Origin of the sequence: Brochothrix thermosphacta DSM 20171 = FSL F6-1036, from assembly GCF_036884295.1 — a bacterium.
GTDB classification, from domain to species: domain Bacteria; phylum Bacillota; class Bacilli; order Lactobacillales; family Listeriaceae; genus Brochothrix; species Brochothrix thermosphacta.
Window position 1 is genome coordinate 802,168 of sequence record NZ_CP145608.1, and the last position, 20,802, is coordinate 822,969.

24 protein-coding genes and 1 riboswitch are annotated in these 20,802 nt (G+C 36.5%); all 24 genes read left to right on the forward strand.

What is annotated here, in order from left to right; genetic code table 11:
- The first annotated feature begins 2 nt into the window (after nt 1-2).
- Nucleotides 3-746: a segregation/condensation protein A gene (locus V6S17_RS04075; RefSeq protein WP_029091178.1), complete on the forward strand. Its 744-nt coding sequence runs from the start codon at nt 3-5 to the stop codon at nt 744-746.
- Nucleotides 746-1,372 (forward strand): SMC-Scp complex subunit ScpB, encoded by a 627-nt coding sequence (gene scpB / locus V6S17_RS04080; protein ID WP_029091179.1) that lies wholly within the window; start codon nt 746-748, stop codon nt 1,370-1,372. Before V6S17_RS04075 ends, scpB begins: the two co-directional genes overlap by 1 nt.
- On the forward strand, nt 1,344-2,072 hold the full coding sequence (locus V6S17_RS04085) for a pseudouridine synthase (protein ID WP_029091180.1): 729 nt from the start codon (nt 1,344-1,346) through the stop codon (nt 2,070-2,072). The genes scpB and V6S17_RS04085 overlap by 29 nt, the downstream gene beginning before the upstream one ends.
- A 23-nt stretch (nt 2,073-2,095) precedes the next feature.
- Nucleotides 2,096-2,818, forward strand: coding sequence for a response regulator transcription factor (locus V6S17_RS04090; RefSeq protein WP_036027089.1), 723 nt, complete (start codon nt 2,096-2,098; stop codon nt 2,816-2,818).
- A 78-nt stretch (nt 2,819-2,896) separates the two neighbouring features.
- Nucleotides 2,897-4,708 carry a sensor histidine kinase gene (locus V6S17_RS04095; RefSeq protein WP_029091182.1) on the forward strand — a complete coding sequence of 604 codons (1,812 nt, stop codon included), beginning with the start codon at nt 2,897-2,899 and terminating at the stop codon, nt 4,706-4,708.
- 4 nt (nt 4,709-4,712) lie between these two features.
- Nucleotides 4,713-5,231 (forward strand): acyl-CoA thioesterase, encoded by a 519-nt coding sequence (locus V6S17_RS04100; RefSeq protein ID WP_029091183.1) that lies wholly within the window; start codon nt 4,713-4,715, stop codon nt 5,229-5,231.
- A 564-nt stretch (nt 5,232-5,795) separates the two neighbouring features.
- Nucleotides 5,796-5,916, forward strand: a riboswitch (FMN riboswitch).
- A gap of 158 nt (nt 5,917-6,074) precedes the next feature.
- Entirely contained in the window at nt 6,075-6,647 is a 573-nt protein-coding gene (locus V6S17_RS04105) for an ECF transporter S component (RefSeq protein ID WP_029091184.1), read from the forward strand.
- A 14-nt stretch (nt 6,648-6,661) separates the two neighbouring features.
- Nucleotides 6,662-6,910 carry a ferredoxin gene (locus V6S17_RS04110; RefSeq protein WP_029091185.1) on the forward strand — a complete coding sequence of 83 codons (249 nt, stop codon included), beginning with the start codon at nt 6,662-6,664 and terminating at the stop codon, nt 6,908-6,910.
- Between the two features lie 58 nt (nt 6,911-6,968).
- On the forward strand, nt 6,969-7,868 hold the full coding sequence (locus V6S17_RS04115; RefSeq protein ID WP_029091186.1) for a helix-turn-helix transcriptional regulator: 900 nt from the start codon (nt 6,969-6,971) through the stop codon (nt 7,866-7,868).
- Between the two features lie 56 nt (nt 7,869-7,924).
- On the forward strand, nt 7,925-8,302 hold the full coding sequence (locus tag V6S17_RS04120; protein WP_029091187.1) for an effector binding domain-containing protein: 378 nt from the start codon (nt 7,925-7,927) through the stop codon (nt 8,300-8,302).
- A 134-nt stretch (nt 8,303-8,436) separates the two neighbouring features.
- Nucleotides 8,437-9,465, forward strand: coding sequence for a helix-turn-helix domain-containing protein (locus V6S17_RS04125; protein ID WP_029091188.1), 1,029 nt, complete (start codon nt 8,437-8,439; stop codon nt 9,463-9,465).
- Nucleotides 9,466-9,469: 4 nt separating this feature from the next.
- Nucleotides 9,470-10,900 carry a RecQ family ATP-dependent DNA helicase gene (locus tag V6S17_RS04130; protein ID WP_029091189.1) on the forward strand — a complete coding sequence of 477 codons (1,431 nt, stop codon included), beginning with the start codon at nt 9,470-9,472 and terminating at the stop codon, nt 10,898-10,900.
- Between the two features lie 101 nt (nt 10,901-11,001).
- Nucleotides 11,002-11,706, forward strand: coding sequence for a LysM peptidoglycan-binding domain-containing protein (locus V6S17_RS04135; protein ID WP_029091190.1), 705 nt, complete (start codon nt 11,002-11,004; stop codon nt 11,704-11,706).
- Nucleotides 11,707-11,841: 135 nt separating this feature from the next.
- A complete protein-coding gene (gene cmk, locus V6S17_RS04140) occupies nt 11,842-12,525 on the forward strand; it encodes a (d)CMP kinase (RefSeq protein WP_029091191.1) in 684 nt (227 codons plus the stop codon).
- Nucleotides 12,526-12,614: 89 nt separating this feature from the next.
- A complete protein-coding gene (gene rpsA, locus V6S17_RS04145) occupies nt 12,615-13,796 on the forward strand; it encodes a 30S ribosomal protein S1 (RefSeq protein WP_029091192.1) in 1,182 nt (393 codons plus the stop codon).
- Between the two features lie 111 nt (nt 13,797-13,907).
- The gene (gene der / locus V6S17_RS04150) at nt 13,908-15,218 is read left to right on the forward strand and encodes a ribosome biogenesis GTPase Der (RefSeq protein WP_029091193.1); all 1,311 of its coding nucleotides are present in this window, start codon (nt 13,908-13,910) and stop codon (nt 15,216-15,218) included.
- A gap of 20 nt (nt 15,219-15,238) precedes the next feature.
- Nucleotides 15,239-16,246 carry an NAD(P)H-dependent glycerol-3-phosphate dehydrogenase gene (locus tag V6S17_RS04155; protein ID WP_280512623.1) on the forward strand — a complete coding sequence of 336 codons (1,008 nt, stop codon included), beginning with the start codon at nt 15,239-15,241 and terminating at the stop codon, nt 16,244-16,246.
- Between the two features lie 175 nt (nt 16,247-16,421).
- Complete coding sequence (locus V6S17_RS04160; RefSeq protein WP_029091195.1) at nt 16,422-16,697, forward strand: HU family DNA-binding protein; 276 nt, start codon at nt 16,422-16,424, stop codon at nt 16,695-16,697.
- Between the two features lie 271 nt (nt 16,698-16,968).
- Nucleotides 16,969-17,529: a GTP cyclohydrolase I FolE gene (folE, locus tag V6S17_RS04165; protein ID WP_036027092.1), complete on the forward strand. Its 561-nt coding sequence runs from the start codon at nt 16,969-16,971 to the stop codon at nt 17,527-17,529.
- A 21-nt stretch (nt 17,530-17,550) separates the two neighbouring features.
- On the forward strand, nt 17,551-18,282 hold the full coding sequence (locus V6S17_RS04170; RefSeq protein ID WP_029091197.1) for a heptaprenyl diphosphate synthase component 1: 732 nt from the start codon (nt 17,551-17,553) through the stop codon (nt 18,280-18,282).
- Nucleotides 18,279-19,004, forward strand: a complete 726-nt coding sequence (locus tag V6S17_RS04175; protein WP_036027094.1) for a demethylmenaquinone methyltransferase — start codon at nt 18,279-18,281, stop codon at nt 19,002-19,004. The genes V6S17_RS04170 and V6S17_RS04175 overlap by 4 nt, the downstream gene beginning before the upstream one ends.
- Entirely contained in the window at nt 19,005-19,991 is a 987-nt protein-coding gene (locus V6S17_RS04180) for a polyprenyl synthetase family protein (protein WP_051457361.1), read from the forward strand.
- 74 nt (nt 19,992-20,065) lie between these two features.
- The gene (gene ndk, locus V6S17_RS04185) at nt 20,066-20,479 is read left to right on the forward strand and encodes a nucleoside-diphosphate kinase (protein ID WP_029091200.1); all 414 of its coding nucleotides are present in this window, start codon (nt 20,066-20,068) and stop codon (nt 20,477-20,479) included.
- On the forward strand, nt 20,479-20,700 hold the full coding sequence (locus V6S17_RS04190; RefSeq protein WP_029091201.1) for a hypothetical protein: 222 nt from the start codon (nt 20,479-20,481) through the stop codon (nt 20,698-20,700). The genes ndk and V6S17_RS04190 overlap by 1 nt, the downstream gene beginning before the upstream one ends.
- Nucleotides 20,701-20,802: the final 102 nt, after the last annotated feature.

Below are 20,802 nucleotides of genomic sequence, written 5' to 3' on the forward strand. Positions count from 1 at the left end.
ACGTGACAGAAATGACCTTTAAGACGGCAGTGTTCGAGGGACCGCTTGATTTGCTGTTACATTTGATTAAAGAGTTAGAAATTGATATTTATGATATTCCGGTAGCACAAATTACGGATCAATATTTGGAATATATCCATACGATGAAAGAATTACAACTGGATATTGCAGGTGATTATATCGTTATGACTGCTACACTGCTCGCAATTAAGAGTCGGACACTATTACCTAAAAAAATAGTTGAAGAAGATTTGCTAGTTGAAGATTACGAAGGTGAAGACCCACGTGAAGAGTTAGTTGAACAACTAGTAGCGTATAAACAATTTAAAGAAGTAGCCGTTGATTTAAAGGATAAAGAAAAAGAACGACAACAACTATTTACAAAAGCGCCGTTGCCATTAATTGAAGAGGTTGCCCTACCTGAAACGGAAGAGGAACGTGTATCAATGGCAGATTTGTTAGGTGCTTTTCATAAAATGATGAGACGAAAAAAATTAGCGAAGCCACTCCAAACAACAATTGCGCGTTCTGAAATTTCTATAGAAGAACGAATGAATGATATGATAGAATTAATAAGTAGAAATAAAGAAGCTGTAATGTTCGAAACGTTATTTGAAGAAAATAGTCGTTCAATGCTGGTTGTTTCTTTTCTCGCTTTGCTTGAGCTGATGAAACGACAAACTATTACAGTGGAACAAGAAGGCAGCTTTGCTGGTTTAATGGTATCTTTAAAGGAGAGACAATAATGAATTTTGCAAAAGAACAAGCAATTGTAGAAAGTTTATTATTTGCTGCGGGCGACGAAGGTTTATCTTTAAAACAATTGTCCGAAGTGATGTCTATTCAACGTGATGTGCTCTTAGTAGTGCTTGAAAAACTACAAAAGAAATATGAGGAAGATGAAACATCAGGCATACAATTAACAGAACTTGCTAATAGTTATCAACTAACAACAAAAGCTAAATTTGCTGATTATCTACAAAAATTAGTAGATAGTCCACATGTTTCTGCGTTAACACAAGCATCATTAGAAACGTTAGCAATTGTTGCATACAAGCAGCCAGTCACTCGTATGGAGATTGAAGAAATTCGAGGCGTTAATGCTGATGGACCTGTGAGAACGTTAGTCACACGTGGGCTAATTGAAGAAAAAGGCCGTTCTGAAAAAGTAGGACGCGCTATGTTATATGGTACGACGAAAGAATTTCTGGATTATTTTGGCCTTGCCAATTTAAAAGGATTACCCGATGTTTCTGAGGAATGGGAAAACGATAAGATTCAAGAAGAAATGGATCTATTCTTTAAAACCTTCCAAGATACAACAATAAAAGGACGTGTTGAAGATGGAAAGACTACAAAAAGTAATAGCTAATGCTGGTATAGCATCACGACGTAAGGCAGAAGAATTAATCACTAATGGTCGTGTAACAGTAAATGGTAAAACAGTAAGAGAACAAGGTATCAAAGTTACGGGTTCGGATAAAGTTGAAGTTAACGGTGTACCATTATCAAAAGAAGAACATCGTTACTTTGTTCTTTATAAGCCACGAGGCGTATTGTCTGCTTCGTCAGATGATAAAAAACGTAAAGTTGTTACGGATTATTTTGATATGATTCCTGAACGAGTATATCCTGTGGGCCGTTTGGATTATGATACTTCTGGTTTGATCGTATTGACAAATGACGGCGATTTCGCCAATATTTTAATGCATCCTAAATACAAAGTTGAAAAAACATATGTTGCGCGTGTTAAAGGTATTCCTACGCGTGAAACAATTAAGCAATTACAAGATGGCGTTCGTATCGATGGCCGTAAAACTGCTAAAGCACGTGCTCATTTTATGTCAGGTGATAAAGGCAAGGACAAAGCAATCGTTGAGTTAACGATTCATGAAGGTCGTAACCATCAAGTGCGTAAAATGTTCGAAGCAGTGGGTCACCCTGTTCAAAAGTTAAAACGTGAACAATATGGTATGCTTGTATTGGGAAATCTTGCACCAGGAGAATGGCGTGAACTTTCTGTACACGAAGTAAAACAAATGTACGCTTTAGCGACAACCGGAAAAAAATAAAAAATTGAATCGGGGGCATTCTTGTGGAAACCGTTGAAAATAATATTAATATTTTAGTAGTTGACGATGAGGATAGAATTAGACGCTTATTAGCGATGTACTTAGAACGTGAAAATTATAACGTCACACAAGCTGACAATGGCATAAGTGCTTTGGACTTAGCATTAAACAATGATTATGATATTATTTTACTTGATATCATGATGCCTGGAAAAGATGGTTTAGAAGTGCTTAAAGAATTACGCCAAGTCAAAAAAACACCAGTCATTTTATTAACTGCAAAAGCTGAAGAAATAAATGTTATTGATGGTTTTAATACTGGCGCAGATGATTATGTTGCAAAACCGTTTAGCCCACGCGAAATAGTATTGCGTGTAAAATCTTTGTTACGCCGTGTGAATGAAAATCCGCAACAAACAATGGGCTCTGAAAATAGTGATGTTGTTGTTTACCATGAATTGTATATTGATAATGACGCACATCGTGTGACTGTAGCAAATAATACGGTCAGCTTAACACCCAAAGAATATGATTTATTAATTTTCTTAGCAAAAGCCCCTAATAAGGTTTTTGAACGCGAACAACTATTGAAAGAAGTATGGCAATATGATTACTTTGGCGATTTAAGAACGGTCGATACTCATATTAAACGTTTACGTGAAAAACTTTATAAACATTCTGAAGAAGTATCAAAAATGATTGTTACTGTCTGGGGAATTGGTTATAAGTTTGAAAGTAGAGATTAATCTATAGTAGAAGAAGTGCTCGTCTCGTTCTGAAATTTGGACGAGGCTTGTTTTCTTTTCAAAAGAAAGGAGCAAGGCATGAAGCAGTTTTTTATTAGTGTTGTTGGTAAATTGTGGGTCACTATCATTTTGCTTTCAACGATTGGTCTTACAATTATTGTATTACTACTCATTCAAATTTTCATCCAAAGCAACCTTAAAGACAATAAACAGTTACTCCAGCAAACAACCACACAAATTGTACAGATGGTGGATAAGCATTACGATAATAAAGCAATTCAAACTCAGGCTTTGGATATGCTGCCTAAAAACATGAATGCGTTAATTGTTTTTCCGGATGAAAAAGAGTTATTTCATTCAGCCAATGAACATGCGTTAAGTACAAAGATGTTAGAAAAATTACGCGAAGAAATTAAAGGCAATTCAAATAAAACAAACTTTCAAAAAATCGAACTTCAAGATGAACAACGTGGCGAAAAAATTTCATTGTATGTAAGTAGCGCCTCGTTTGAATCTCCAAATGGTAAGAGCAAAGGAGATATTTATGTCTTTAAATCCAACCAAGACATTTATAAATCAGTCGTGACGATGTCTCAAACTGTAGCGGTCTTTTACTTTTTGAGTATTATTGCTGTGACTGTATTTGCACTCTTTCTCTCCACCCGTATTGCTGCACCTATTCGAGCAATGCGTAATGCCGCAAGTCAGATTGCGTCTGGGGATTTTGATATTAAGGTTCAGATTGTATCCAATGATGAAATTGCTGATTTAGGTCGTTCCTTTAATCGAATGGGACGCGATTTAAAAGCGAATATCCAAACGATTGAAGCGGAAAAAGATCAACTTAGTGGTTTGTTAGGTGCGATGGCAGATGGTGTGATTCGTTTTTCACGTGAGGGGAAAATGATGCTAAAAAATCCACCAGCTGATATTTTCTTATCAAAATGGCAAGCATCTACTGATAATTTAGATAAGAGTGCAATTCCACCAGTATTAGCTGATGCGATCCAAGAAGCCTTAGCTTCTCAAAGTACACAAGAGGTAGAGATAGATATCGATAACTACTCTTACGCTGCCGTCTTAACATTAATACGTGATGAGAGTGGCGAATTGAATGTTATTGTTATCACAAGAGACTATACAGAATTGAAACGTATGATAAAAATGCGTATTGATTTTATTAGTAATGTGTCTCATGAGTTGAAAACCCCGTTATCAATGATGACAGGTTATAGTGAGGCCATCATTGATGGTGTTGCTGAGTCAAAGGAAGAGATTATCGAATTTTCTACGATCATTAATGAAGAGGCAAATCGACTCGCGAGACTTGTTAATGATTTGCTGGATGTTACACGAATGGAATCGGGTTTTGTTGACCTTAACTTAAATTTCCAAGAACTACGTCCTTTAGTAGAAAAAGTATTATATAATTATGAAAACTTTGCAATGGAACATAAAGTGGAGATGATTTCTGAATTTGAAACAGCAGATTTTGTTTATAACTTTGATGCAGATCGAATGCATCAAGTATTCGTCAATTTAATATCGAATGCTTTGCGTTACGCATCTGATCTTGAACATGGTGGTCAGGTAACAATTAAGCAATATGTCACCGATTATTTTGTAGTGCTAGATATTATTGATAACGGTCCTGGTATTACTGCAGAAGACTTGCCTTATGTTTTTGATCGTTTTTACAAGGCTGACAAAGCTCGTAAACGACATAAAACAGTTGGGACAGGTATTGGGCTAGCGATAGTGAAAAGTATCATTGAAGCCCATAATGGACGTATCAGTGTATTGAGTAATTATGGTGAAGGTACAACATTTAGAATTGAGTTACCGCTATTAGCAAAAAGCACATTAACAATTGATAAGGGAGAGAAATAAAGTGATGAAAATGAATAAAACGTGTACGGAATCATTTACGGCTAAAACAAGCCGAGTGTTTCCATTTGATATTAACGCATTTGATACATTGTTTGGAGGGAATTTGATGTCGATGGTAGATGACATCGCTTCTGTCAGCGCATCACGTCATTCGCAACGCAATTGTGTAACGGCAAGTACTGATAATGTAAGTTTTTATGCTCCAATACACTTGAATGATTCGGTTTGTTTACAATCGTATGTGTGTTATACAGGGCGTACGTCAATGGAAATTTTCATTAAAGTAGTCAAAGAAAATATGATGACGAGCGAACGTGAGTTGGCAGCAACTGCATTTATGACTTTTGTTGCAATCGGTGAAGATGGCAAGCCGACTGAAGTACCAACAGTTGAACCTGTAACTGAAGAGCAGAAATTCATTTGTGCAGGTGGCGAAGCGCGAGCAATCGAACGTAAAAAACGAATGATAGAACAAAAAGAAATGGCGAGTCAATTAGGTTTATCTCGTCCATGGGAACAATAAAATATAGCGAAACGTTAGCTCATTCAGGGCTAACGTTTTTTTATGGGCTGAAAATTTTTTGTAATGAAGTAGGTGGAACAGTAATCTTAGAATATTAGTAAGAGGATAGGTACTCACAGTTATTAATTTAAGGAGCGGTACTCGCTTTCTTGAAGGAGTGGTACTCGCTTGCGCTCCGTCCCATACTACTCTCGTAAAGCGGATAAATCCGCTACGATATTAGCAAAGGAGTGGTATTCTTAAAGCATTTAACATAAGGATTGTTAATCTCACGATGTTAATACAAGGAGTGTTACTCTTAAAGCATTTAACATAAGGAGTGGTACTCGCTTGCGCTCCGTCCCATACTACTCTCGTAAAGCGGATAAATCCGCTACGATATTAGCACCCATACTGCTCTCGTAAAGCGGATAAATCCGCTACGATATTAGCAAAGGAGTGGTACTCGCTTGTGCTCCGTCCCATACTGTTCTCGTAAGCGAATAAATTCGCAACGATAACAGCAGCAGATAGTGTTGAATTTAGAAAAGTCTGTGCTATACTAATAATGTATTAAAATAAAACGTTCATCTTCAGGGCAGGGTGTAATTCCCGACCGGTGGTAAAAGTCCACGAGCTTCTTTCGAGAGGTTGATGCGGTGTAATTCCGTAACCGACTGTAAAGTCAGGATGGGAGAAGATGTGATCGCAGGAATGATACGCGGTCCTTATTTCCCTTTGCCTAAATTTATAGGTTAAGGGATTTTTTGGTATATACGTGGCAATCAATAACAGGTAGTCTTGTTAAATGCGTTGATTTTTGGCGAACTCTTCACTTGATGAACAACAAGGGAGAGAATTTGTATGTCAAATTCAAAAGTAAGAATGTTAGTTAGTGTTTCAATGTTAAGTGCGTTATCGTATTTGTTAACGTTTATTAAGTTTCCATTGCCGGTTTTTCCTGATTTCCTCACGATTGATTTCAGTGATATTCCTGCGATGATTGGTACTTTTATTTTTGGACCATTAGCTGGAACCTTAGTATTGTTAATCAAAAATATTATTAATTACATTACGACAGGTAGCCCAGTTGGTTTTCCTGTTGGACAAGTGGCGAATTTCGTTGCAGGTATGTTATATGTAATGCCGATGTACTATATTTACCGTCACTTTAAAGGTAGTAAACGAGGGTTGTTAGTAGGTATTGGTACTGGAACACTCGCAATGACCTTGTTTATGTCGCTGTTTAATTATATAATTTTATTACCGTTATATTTAAAACTACTTAACTTTGATTTAGGTGTCTCTTTTGCTAAGGCGGTTGTAGTGAGTATCATGCCGTTCAATCTCATCAAAGGGGTGTTAGTTGGTTATCTCTTTATGTTGATGTTTGGTCGGTTGAAAAAATGGATTGAGAGACAACAACTTCAGCGCTAAAGGAAGTGTGAAAAATGGCATTATATACAATCATTGATAAATCAACGTGTATTGCTTGTGGTATGTGTGCAGTTTGCGCACCAACAACGTATGATTATGATGATGAAGGCATTGCCTATGTTGTGCACGATGATAATACAGGAACACAGGCTGTTGCTGTTGATATAGAAGAAGATGTCATTGAGGCAGAAATGAGTTGCCCTAGTGCTTCTGTACGAACGGCGGAGAGCTCTTTTCAAGGAGATCCCGATCGTTTTGAATAAAATGAAGTAACCTCTGAAAATAATTGTTTTTCAGAGGTTTTTTTAAGGAGCTAATTAAATGAGGATTGAACGCCTATTCAATATTTTATTGTATTTATTAAATCATCAAAAAGTAACGGCCGCTCAATTATCTGAGGTTTTTCAGGTAAGTAAACGCACAATTTATCGTGATATTGATACGCTATCGTCTAGTGGAGTGCCATTATTTACAGTGTTGGGTGTGAACGGTGGTATTCAACTAATGGAAAATTATCGCTTGAATCGTTTTACTTTTAGTGAGGCTGAAAAAAACATATTGATTCAAAGTTTAAATACACAGCATACGTTAATTGAGACAGATAAGGCGACAGAATTAGTGTATAAGATTAATCTTTTACAAGAGGGAGAACAAACATCAGTCTTTCAGGTCAATTTTACTGAAGCAACATTACATCGTGGGAGCATCGAACGTGACGTTCAAAATAAGTTAAGTGCTATTCAAACGGCAATGAGTGTTGGTGAAAAAATCCAGATTAATTATATCGCTGGAGATGGTACAGCGACAAAACGGATTGTGCAACCGCTAGAACTGTTATTAAAGGATGGGAGTTGGTATTTATCAGCTTACTGTGAGTTGAGAAAATCCCAGCGACTATTCAAATTGACGCGCATCAGGTCATTTGAGCATTTGCCGATTAAAAGTGATTATCTATCTAAAGATGATTTGATGGTTGAAACACCAAATTTAACCACAATCGAATTACAATTTGAAAAAAATCAGTTAGGAAAACTTTACGATTACTTTCTAGAAAAAGAGATGTCACTTTGTGACACTTGTATTAATGTGCGTTTCAAATATGACTCTCGAAAAAATATTTTGCCGTTTTTACTGATGTTTGGTAGCAATGTAAAAGTCATAGCGCCTATAGCGCTTAAGAATAGTTATCAAGATGAAGTGAAAAAAATGAATGAAAGTTGACAAACAGTTGTCAGCTTTATCCTGTTAAGCTCCTTATATAAGGGAGGATGATTTAAATGAAAAAACAAATTGTTTATGGCGAAAAAATTAGAACAAATAACCAAACGTTTGCCGGAATTGCTGAATTATGGCAACGTGTAGCAAAACGAGGTGATAAAGCACCGCTTTATGCCGTCTATCATAATTACGAATCGGATGAGAAAGGTGATTATGATTTATTAATTGGCACAACGATACCTGATATACTTTTGTCTGACATAACATTAGGCAAAAACAACTATTTAACGTTTGCTGTAGATACAAAGAAGGAACAGGGCGTGTATGAAAAGTGGTGCGAAATTTGGGCGACTGATTTAAAGCGTCTTTATACAACGGATTATGAGTATTATGACGTTAACGGTGAAATAACTATTTTTATCGCAGTCAAAGATTAAGCGTCTCGTTAGCAGTGCATAAAAAACTAGAACACATTTTTAGTGTTTTAGTTTTTTTGTCTGTTTGTTAAATACGGTGGTATTTGCTTTCATCTTCGCTATAATAGATAGTGAATAGAGAGGAGGCTTTGGCGGTGAATGATTATCAACGAGTAATACTTGATCTTATTCGACAGTTGAATGGATCGAAAAAATTAAAGCAAGTGACTGATATTTTACAAGGTGTTAAAACTAGCCAAAACATGGTCGATTTATTCCTCTATCGTATACAGCCGTTTTTCGGTGTGTTTGAAAATAAAGCCTTTTTTGATCTGAAAATGACATGTGATAATTTAATAACAGATGGTTACATCATCTTAAAATCAGAAGATCGTTTAGCGTTGTCATCGCTAGGCTTATCAACGGTATCTAATTTCACTTTACAAGCAAACTACCAAAATGTGAATGGTTGGCGGTGGCATAGAAGGTTACCTGTTTTTGCTTTAAGTTTACAGTTAGCCACTCAAATGACAGCCAATCGTTATCATGAAATCGCTCATTACTTTCCAATTGTACGTGATACAACAATACAAGCCTTATGTAAACGTTGGTGGTTAGGTTTGGAGAAAGATGACGAACAGGTTTTGGCGAAAAATTATCATGATGAATTGACGAGTTTACTTGATTCTTTAACGGTATCACCTGAAATTGTAGTGGATCGTTTAACAGGAGGGCAAACGATTGGTTTAACAGCGGAACAAAGCGCTAATAAACATCATTTGGAAAAAAACACGTATGATATGCAGTGGCTTGAAGCACTCTCGCAAATGATGTTCCTATTAGAACGTTATCCCAAAAGTTGGCCCCTTTTATCCCAATTGTTACTTGATCGCCCTGTAGCACAATTAACTGAATCGGCTCAAATCACCTATCAATTATTACTGGATGGGACATCTGTAGCAGATATTCAACAACAAAGGCGTTTGAAAAAATCAACGATCGTGGATCATTACGTCCAATTGATTGGGTTAGAAATTATGCCGTTAGATGCATTTGTAAATAAAGCCAATCGTGAATATTACGAAGCGAATAAAAAAATGGCAACATCGCTGAAAGAAGCACGAATGAATATGCCTGAATTAAGTTACGATACGTTAAAACTATGTCTTGTATCAGGGAGGTGAAAGTATGCTTGAAAATGATTTGAAAACCTATCTAGGATTTGATGAGTTCCGTCTTGGGCAAAAAGAAGTAGTTGAGGCTGCTGTTGCAGGGGAAGATACGTTTGTAATGTTACCGACAGGCTCAGGTAAAACCGTTTGTTTTCAATTAGCAGGCTACTTAAGAGAAGGTTTAGTTGTGATTATTTCACCACTGTTATCATTGATGCAAGATCAAGTAGAGCGGATGAAAGTATACGGTGAAAAGAGAGTTGTTGCATTAAACTCATTTTTGAATGCTAACGAAAAAACAACAATCCTCAATCAATTAGAACGTTATAAATTCGTATTTATTTCGCCTGAAATGATACAACAGGAGCACGTTTTGGCAGCTTTTCAACGACAAAAAATTGGTTTGTTTGTCATTGATGAAGGACATTGTATCGCACAGTGGGGCCCTGATTTCCGCCCTGATTATTTGCAATTAGGTGCTGTTAGAGAAACGCTTAATTACCCTGTAACGATGGTTCTAACCGCAACAGCGACAGAAACGGTGCGTGCAGAAACACAAAAAGTGTTGAATTTGAAAAATATGAAACAATTTATATATAGCGTTAATCGTGAGAATATTGCTTATAAAGTTATTACATGTGAACAAAGAAAAGATAAGGATACGGAGTTGTTAAAGTTAGTAAAAGAATTAGAAGGCCCGGGTATTATTTATTTTAGCAGCCGTCAAAAATGCCAAGATATGAGTTTGCTTTTGAGCGAACGCCTTAATCTAGATGTGGCATACTATCACGGTCGAATGGACCCTGCAGATCGTATTGCAATTCAACAGCAATTTACGCATCACCAACTTGATATTATTTGTGCAACTAGCGCCTTTGGTATGGGGATTGATGTACCTGATATTCGATTTGTTATCCATTATCATCCCGCGCAAAATATCGAAAGTTTTGTGCAAGAAGCGGGCCGTGCCGGTCGAGATGGAAAGCCATCATTAAGCATTTCGCTCTGCCATCAAGAAAGTGATTATTACCTAGCGCAGTCATTATCTGTTCGTGATTTACCGGACTATAATACAATTCTTAATCCACAATCTTATACGCGCGAGGCATTGGAAAATAACTGGGTAACAGATACACAGTGGCGTTTTCTAAAAACATACAAAGAAATGGGTTTTAATCCGAATGCGATATGGGAAGTTGTGCAAGCACGACAAACACTAAAAAAAGAGCAAATTGATGCTTATTTTAAATGGTTGCAAACAACACAGTGTCGTCGAGATCGACTTTTACGTTTTTTTGGCGAAGCGGATATTCATCAAGAATTTCAATGCTGTGATAATTGTGACTTAGACGAAAGTATCTATCATAAAGTAGCGAATGATTTCACTAAAGTGGTTAAAAATGACTGGAAAAAGACGTTGTGGGAAATGTTTGTAAAGAAAATGTAATATTTATAGTGATATTTCTTGTTGTCAAAAGGTTTTATCGCTATACTGATATATATAGATAAATTTTATAAAAGCGATATTGTTTTGGAGGTGCTAAGGAAATGTCTGAATTTAACAACGATGATTTTAAACGAGAAGAAGAAGATACGGATAGTGAGATAAGTCGAGCGAGTCGACGTCATCACAGAAAGAAAAATGTGATATTTAGATACCCATTTTTAAGTACGTTACTTATTGCAATTATTATTATTCCATTAGCATGCCTGATTACATATGCCTACGTTCATGAGAATGCTAAAAATAATAATGATGTTGTAACAGATACAAGTTCAGAAGATAGCAGTGTTGTTATCGAAAAAAACACGTCAGCTGCATCTAAAGAAACTGTAAGTTCTTCTGAAAAGGCAAAAGAAGAAGCAAAAAAAGCAAAAGCTGAAAAAGAAAAACAAGCGAAAGCTGATGAAGAAAAAGCTGAATCTGAACGAATTGTGAAGGAAGAAGCAGATGCGAAAGCTAAAGCTGAATCTGAATCGCAAGCGAAAGCAGAGGAATTAGCTAAAACAGAGGCTGAAAAAGAAAGACTTGCCCAAGAAAAGGCTGAGTCAGAAGAAAAAGCTTCAAGTGAGAGCGAAAAACAGGAAACTAAATCATATACTGTCAAAGCGGGCGACACATTATACAACATTGCGTTGACTCATTACGGTTCTGGTAATGCTGATAATCAACAATTGATTCGTTCCGCTAATGGGATTTCAGGAAATTCAATTCCAGTCGGAACAGTATTAACAATTCCACCAAATAATTAAAAGTAAACAGGTGCAAAAGGTTAACTACTTTTGTTACCTGTTTTTTTATGGCGGAATTTTATTGCATATCATGTAAAAGATAGGTATCATAGTGAGTGGATAAATAACAGTTTTACTAGGAAAGAGAGTGAGAAAATGTCTGGAATTTGTATTGCAATTGATGGACCGGCTGCAGCCGGTAAAAGCACTGTTGCTAAGATAGTTGCAAATCGTTTAGGATATATCTATTTGGATACGGGAGCGATGTACCGTACATTAACATATGCTGCTTTGAAAGCAGGTATTGAATTATCAAATGAAACACAATTGAAAATGTTGATGCCGAAAATTAATATTACATTTTCACCTGATGAAAAAAATGGCGGGCAACGTGTTTTTCTAAATGGTGAAGACGTTAGCGATGCTATTCGCTCAGAATCTGTTACTAGCAATGTTTCAGAGGTTGCGATGGTATTAGCTGTTCGTGAAGAAATGAAAGCACGTCAATTAGCATTTGCTGAAAATGGTGGAGTGGTAATGGATGGGCGTGATATCGGTACGAATGTTTTACCGAACGCAGAGTTGAAAATCTTCTTGCTTGCGTCAGTTGACGAACGAGCAATTCGTCGTTTTAATGAAAATAAAGCCAAAGGTTATAAACATGTACCATTGGACGTTTTAAAACAAGAAATTGAAGCGCGTGATCACTTGGATTATACGCGTGAACATGCACCCTTGAAAAAAGCAGAGGATGCAATTGAGTTAGATACAACTTCATTGTCAATTGAAGATGTTTCAACACGTATTTTCACATTGGCTCAAGCGAAAATCAACGACTAAAAAAACGATTTTATTTTTTAGCAAGTTATGTGTTAAAATAAGGATAACTGTATATTAAACAGATAGATGGTAGAGAGAGGATGAATGAAATGACTGAAGAAATGTTTTCATTTGAAATTGCAGAATTAAAAAAAGGTGACACAGTTGTAGCGACTGTATCAAGTGTAGAAGATAAAAAAGTATATGTAAGCATCCCAAACGCAAAACAAGATGGTTTATTACCAGCATCTGAATTATCAGTTGAGCCTGTAGAAGACGCTCATACATTAGTAAAAGTTGGCGATGAGTTAACGCTTGTTGTTACTCGTGTTGAGGATGATTTGATTGTTTTATCTAAAACTAAAGCTGCAGAAGGCGAAGTTTGGACAGACTTAAAAGAAAAATTTGAAAATGGTACAATCTTTGATGCAACAATTACAGAGGTTGTAAAAGGTGGACTGGTTGCTAACGTTGGTATTCGTGCGTTTATTCCAGGTTCATTAGTAACAGATCATTTTGTTGAAGATTTTTCAGCATATAAAGGCGAAACATTAGCGGTTAAAATCGTTGAGTTTGTTCAAGAAAAAGGCCGTGTTGTTTTATCACATCGTGCGATTGTTGAAGCTGAGAAAGCTGTTAAACAAGCAGAATTATTTGCAACAATTAACGAAGGCGATGTTGTTGAAGGAACAGTTGCACGTTTAACTAATTTTGGAGCGTTTGTAACTGTTAACGGTGTTGATGGACTTGTTCATATTTCACAATTAGCAAACAAACGTGTAAGCAACCCGAGCGAAGTCGTAGCAGTTGGTGATGAAGTGAAGGTTAAAGTTCTTAGCGTTGATACAGAGAAAAACCGCTTAGCACTTTCAATCAAAGCAACTTTACCGCAACCATGGGATAACATTTCTGAGCAAGTAGCTCCTGATGATGTTCTTGAAGGAACAGTTGCGCGTTTAACAACATTCGGTGCTTTCATTAACATTTTACCAGGTGTAGATGGCTTGGTTCATATTTCTGAAATCGCACATGAGCGTATTGGTACGCCACAAGAAGTTTTATCTGAAGGTCAAGCTGTGACTGTTAAAGTTCTTAGCGTTGATACTGCAGAACGTCGTATTGGTTTATCAATCAAAGCTTTAAGCGATGCGCCTGTAACTGAAGAAAAAGCAAAATCAACAGCAACTAAAGAAGTTGTTGAATCATATAAAATGCCAGAAGAAGAAACTGGTTTTTCATTAGGCGATTTACTTGGTGCAGATAAGTTGAAAGAAATGGATTTAAAAGATTAATCGTATGATAGGAAAGCGTCTCTCTTGTCTTCAATCACACGTTTGCTTAAGCTAGAGATGTGTGATGTACAGGTGAGGCGTTTTATTAATTGAGGAAAAGAAGGTGAGCGTATGGCAAAACCAGTAATAGCAATTGTTGGACGTCCAAATGTAGGAAAGTCAACAATTTTCAATCGTATCGTAGGTGAACGTATTTCAATCGTTGAAGACGTAGCAGGTGTAACACGTGACCGTATTTATTCATCGAGTGAATGGTTAACACAACAATTTAATGTCATTGATACAGGTGGTATTGATATTGGTGACGAACCGTTCTTGGAACAAATTCGTCAACAAGCAGAAATCGCAATCGAAGAAGCAGACGTTATTATCTTTATCGTTAATGGACGTGAAGGCGTAACTGATGCAGATGAGACTGTCGCTAAAATTTTATACCGTTCAAAAAAACCAGTTGTTTTAGCTGTAAATAAAGTCGATAACCCAGAAATGCGTTCAGAAATTTATGATTTCTATTCGCTTGGCTTTGGTGAACCGTATCCAATTTCAGGTTCACATGGTTTAGGTATCGGGGATTTATTAGATAAAGCAATTGCAAGCTTCCCTGAAAAAGAGGAAATTGAATATGAGGAAGGTACGATTAAATTTAGTTTAATTGGACGTCCTAATGTTGGTAAATCATCAATGATTAATGCCATGTTAGGTGAAGAACGTGTTATTGTTTCTGATATCGCAGGTACAACACGTGATGCTATTGATACACCGCATACGTTTGATGATCAAGAGTATGTTATGATTGATACAGCAGGGATGCGTAAAAAAGGTAAAGTATACGAGAACACAGAAAAATATAGTATTTTGCGTGCATTGCGTGCAATTGAACGTTCTGATGTTGTTCTTGTCGTTATCAATGCTGAAGAAGGTATCCGTGAACAGGATAAGAAAATCGCTGGTTATGCTCATGAGGCAGGCCGTGGTGTCATTATTGTTGTTAATAAATGGGATACACTAGAGAAAAATGATAAAACACTCGACAAATTTACAACTGATATTCGTGAACAATTTGTATTTTTAGACTATGCTCCGATTTTATTTGTATCAGCTAAAACACGTCAACGATTAGTTAAGCTGTTTCCGATTATTAACGAAGTATACAATAACCACTCAATGCGTGTACAATCAAGCGTGTTAAATGAGGTCATCACAGATGCAGTTGCAGTTAACCCTGCACCACAAGATAAAGGGCAACGTTTACGTATCTACTATGCAACACAGGTAGCGATTCAACCACCAACATTTGTAGTATTTGTTAACAATCCTGAATTAATGCATTTCTCTTATCAACGTTTCCTTGAAAATCGTATTCGAGACGTCTTTACGTTTGAGGGAACACCAATTCGTTTGATTTCACGTCAACGTAAATAAATTCATGTGAATGAAAGGTGATAATTATGGGTAAAATTGCGCTTTTAGGTACAGGAAGTTGGGGAACAGCTTTAGGGCTTGTTCTTGCTGATAACAATGAAGAAGTCATGATGTGGTCACACCGTGAAGAAGCAGCACTTGAAATTAACGAGCAACATCGTAATCATAAGTACTTGCCAGATATAGTGTTGCCTGAACGGTTGAGAGCGACTTCATCTATTCAAGAAGTTTTGTCTGGAGCAAACATTGTTATTTTAGCCGTTCCAACGAAAGCAATTCGTGAGGTTATTGGGCAAATAAATCAATACTTAACGCAGCCAGTTATTGTCGTACATGTAAGTAAGGGGATTGAGCCCGAAACAAACAAACGTATTTCTGAAATTATTGCTGAGGCAATGGATTCAACACTTGTTTCAGCGATTGTAGCGTTATCTGGGCCTAGTCATGCAGAAGAAGTATGCAGACGTATGCCTACAACGTTAACAGCGGCTTCTACAGATATTGTAGCAGCTCAAACAGTTCAGAATGCGTTTTCTAATTTAAACCTGCGTGTGTATACACATGATGATATTATCGGTACTGAAATTGGTGGGGCTTTAAAAAACATCATTGCTCTCGGTGCGGGTATATCTGATGGTTTAGGTAATGGTGATAATGCAAAAGCAGCTTTGATTACACGCGGAATGAGAGAAATAATTCGTCTCGGTGATGCGGTTGGAGCTGATGAAGGCACATTTTCTGGTCTGACAGGTATTGGTGACTTAATTGTTACTTGTACAAGTCAACATTCACGAAATTGGCGTACAGGTTATCGACTTGGAAAAGGTGAAACGCTTGGAGAGGTTCTTGAATCTGTCGGTATGATTGTTGAGGGTGTTCGTACTACAAAAGCAGTTTATTTGTGGTCGAAAGAACTCGAGGTATCAATGCCAATTACGACAGCGATTTATGGGATTTTATACGAAGGTAAAAATCCTCAAGTAGCTGTTGATGAGTTGATGGGACGTCAGAAAAAAAGCGAATATTGAGCTAAATATAGTTATAATATAGTCTAAAAGACTTGAAAACGCTTAAAAAACGTGCAATCACTTGCAGTGACAAGGTTTATGTGATAATCTTTTAATGAAATTAAGAATTTATAAAAATTCATAATTTTTAACAAATAAGTTTTTCTAATATCCTTTTCAAGGAGGTGAAAACATAATGGCAAATAAGACAGATTTAGTAAATAGCGTTGCAGAAGCAACAGAATTATCTAAAAAAGACGCAACTAAAGCGGTAGAAGCGGTTTTCGCTTCTATTCAAGAAACTTTAGCTAAAGGTGACAAAGTTCAATTAATTGGCTTTGGTAACTTTGAAGTTCGTGATCGTGCAGCTCGTAAAGGCCGTAACCCACAAACTGGTAAAGAAATCCAAATTCCAGCAAGTAAAGTACCTGCATTCAAACCAGGTAAAGCACTTAAAGATGCTGTAAAATAATTACATATTTTACAGAGTGAAAAAAGAGGACTGCTTCGGCGGTGCTCTTTTTTTGTTTAAATTGAGGAATCGGTGTCAATAAACAGAAATTTGATTACGTTGAATAACAGCATAGTAGGTGTTTTTATAGGGTTTAAATCTTCATTTTATAAAAGCCTTTTCATCGTTAATTTTACAAGGTTATTACATTAGACTGAAAGACTGTATTTATTTATAAAAGGGTGTATGATATGATATATTAGAAGTATTTTATAAGGTGGAGAAGCCGTCTATGACTGTAAATAAAGAGAAAATAGCATTAGCTGTGAAAGATATATTAGAGGCTGTGGGTGAAGACCCCAACCGTTCAGGCTTATTAGATACACCGATGCGTGTTGCACGGATGTATGAAGAAATTTTTAGTGGATTAGAAAAAGATCCTAAAAAACATTTAGAAACAGTATTTGAAGAAGAATACAGTGAAATGGTCCTTGTGAAAGACATTGGGTTTCATTCTGTATGTGAACATCACTTGGTACCATTTTATGGTAAAGTAAGCATTGCTTATCTACCTGCGGATGGAAATGTCGTTGGTTTGAGTAAGTTGGCTCGTATTGTTGAAGATATTAGCAAGCGTCCTCAGGTACAAGAACGTATTACCAAAACAATTGCTGATTTAATCGAAACAGAATTGAAAGCTGTGGGCGTTTTTGTTTATGTTGAGGCAGAACATATGTGCATGGCGATGCGCGGTGTAAAAAAACCAGGAGCAGTAACAATTACAACAGCAGCCCGTGGTTTATACGCGAATGATGCGGATGCACGTATCGAAATTTTGACAATGATAAAGTAAGTTATGAGAAAGGGGTACACGATGTTTCAGCAAAAAATAGATGGATTGGATAGTGCGTTATCTTACGTTCGTAAACGTGCGAATTATCCTTATTTGAAAGAAAATCTGGCACAACTTGCAAGCATTGATACTGAAGTGTTAATCAGTTATGAATTGATAAATAAACACAGTCATACTAATAAAGAATTAAATCATATTATGTGTGCCCTATTATTAATTAAGCAAGCATTGGATATTCATGAATCAGTCACTGAGGGGAACCTTACTTCTGAAAAAATGAGAAAGCAGCGACAATTAACTGTTTTAGCTGGCGATTTTTATAGTGGCTTATATTATCGTGAACTAGCTATGTTGGATAAACCACAATTAATTGAGATTTTTGCAGAAGCCATTGCAGGAATTAATCAAGCACGAGCTAATTCTTACCAAGCGCTTCAAGCTGGAAAATTTAAAATTGAAAATTTAATATTAGCAGAGAGTTATATTCATCAACATCTAGCTCGCTATTTTGGCGAATCAACAGAATATATTAACGTGATTAAAACTGCTATGACCTTAGCTCGATTGAAAGGCAACAAAAATAATGTAATAGATGTTAAAATAGAAGCTAAGAATCTGTGGATACAGTTTCTTGAAACAGAGCTTACAAAACAATTAAATAAGATAAAAAACGGGGAATTAAGTGATCGTCTTAAAAATCATTTAACCGCGCTTATACAACCGAAACACGAAGGGGAGTTAATCATATTATGAGCCAAGAAGAATTAGATCAACAATCCAAGTTAGAAAAAGTGCACAATGTGTTTGAAAAAGTATCACCAGGTTACGATAAAATGAATGCTGTTATCAGTTTTCAATTGCATAAAGGCTGGCGAAAAGAAACAATGGATGACATGATGATTGTACAAGGTGCAAAAGCCTTAGACGTTTGTTGTGGGACTGCTGATTGGACTTTATCGATGGCTGAGGCTGTTGGCGAAGAGGGCGAAGTGATTGGTTTTGATTTTTCTGCAAATATGTTAGCTGAAGGTCAAAAGAAAGTGGATGCTTCTTCGTTTGAAAATATTACTTTAATTGAAGGTAATGCTATGGAATTACCATTTGAAGATAATTCGTTTGATTACGTAACTATTGGTTTTGGATTGCGTAATGTTCCTGATTATTTAACGGTATTAAAAGAGATTAATCGCGTGTTAAAACCAGGCGGTTTGTTTGCATGCTTAGAAACATCGCAGCCTACTCTACCTGTTTATCGTCAATTGTATTTTGGTTATTTTAAATATGTAATGCCATTATTTGGGCGTGTTTTTGCCAAGAGCTATAAAGAATATGCTTGGTTAAATGATTCCACTCGTCTATTCCCTGATAAGGAACGATTAGCACAACTCCTTGTAAAAGCTGGTTTTGTTGCTGTTACCTACAAATCGTTTTCAGGCGGGGCGGCAGCTACTCATATGGGAGTTAAAAAAAGCTAAATGGTTTTGAAAAAAGGAAATACATTTGATTTATTGAGTCTTTATAGTTCTTTGAAGAAAGACCTCAAGAAAATCGACCAAGCGCTGTTAGATATTGTCATATCGGAGGAATCACCGATTATTGAAGCAGCGGCACATCAATTGTTAGGAGCTGGAGGAAAACGCATCCGCCCTATCTTTGTATTAATCTGTGCACGGCTTGGAGATATCGATAAAGAAGCAGCGATGAAGTTAGCGTTGTCTGTGGAATTGATTCATTCGGCATCTATTTTACATGATGATGTTGTTGATGATTCCGACGTACGTCGAGGTAGAACCTCTGTTAAAGCGATGTGGGACAATCATGTTGCCATGTATGCCGGTGATTATTTGTTTGCTAAAAGCTTAACCAGTGTGGCAACATTGAATAATCCGCTGATACATGACGTTTTATCACAAACAACATATGAATTGAGTTTAGGTGAAATTGAACAGATACGCTATCAGTATGATAGCACGCAATCTTTGCGTGTGTATCTGCGACGAATTAAACGTAAAACGGCAGTTCTTATAGCGGCTAGCTGTCAACTAGGTGCAATTGCTGGTGGAATGGAAGATAAGGCAAAACGCCTTTACTTATTTGGGTATTATGTCGGCATGTCATTCCAAATAAGAGACGATATTCTTGATTACACAATGACGGAAGCTGAAATAGGCAAACCTGTCGGAGGTGATTTACAGCAGGGGAATATAACTTTACCAGCCTTTATTGCGATGGAAGATCCTGTATTGAAACGCCAAATTGAAAAAATTAATGAAAAAACGACAAGTTCTGAAATGGTTGATGTATTAGAAGCCATACGAACGAGTGGTGCCTTAGAAAAAGCACAGAATATCAGTGAGAAATATTTACAAAAAGCAGTCGCAGTTTTAGATGAGTTTAATGATCCTAAAGCGACAAAACCGCTGCGACAAATTACTAACTATTTATTAGACCGCGCAGATTAATCAAAAAATGTAAGAGACTAAGCTTTGAACGGAACGATTTTTTACAAACTTAATTTAACTAGGGGTGTATTGAAATGGAAAAAACATTTATTATGGTTAAACCAGATGGTGTTAAACGTCATTTAATCGGTGAAGTAGTAAAGCAGTACGAACAAAAAGGATTGATATTGGTGGCAGGAAAATTAATGGTAATATCAGAAGAGTTGGCGAAAAAACATTATGCAGAGCATGTTGATAAGCCGTTCTTTGGAGAACTTGTATCGTTTATAACATCGGGACCAGTTTTTGCAATGGTATGGCAGGGAAATGATGCAGTAGTGATTGGACGTAAAATCAATGGTAAAACAAAACATTTAGAAGCAGACCTAGCCTCTATCAGAGGACGCTTTGCAACAGACACAGCTTTTAACGTTGTTCATGGCTCAGACTCTCTGGAAAGCGCTGAACGTGAAATTAACCTGTTCTTTGATGAAAGTGAGTTTGTATAGTGAAAGCACCTTCACACCCATTTAAAATTGAAGAGATTGGAGAAAATACCATTTTGACGCTATTTGTCAGGATGGTGTTTTTGAAATATCACAAGTTTTGGTGTGAAGTGCTAGAGAAAAATAAAAACGAAAATAGTCCGTTTAATGGCGACGAGCTTGGAGAAAATAAAAGCAGAACCAAACGTTCAGTTACAAATAAACTGAAGAAAATAAAAGTTTGATTCATTTTATCAAAATGTCATTTTTGAAATTTTGCTGTAGTTGTTTGGGTTTTGCTAGACAATAATGACAACGAGCGAATGATGTTACATATACTGATGGTA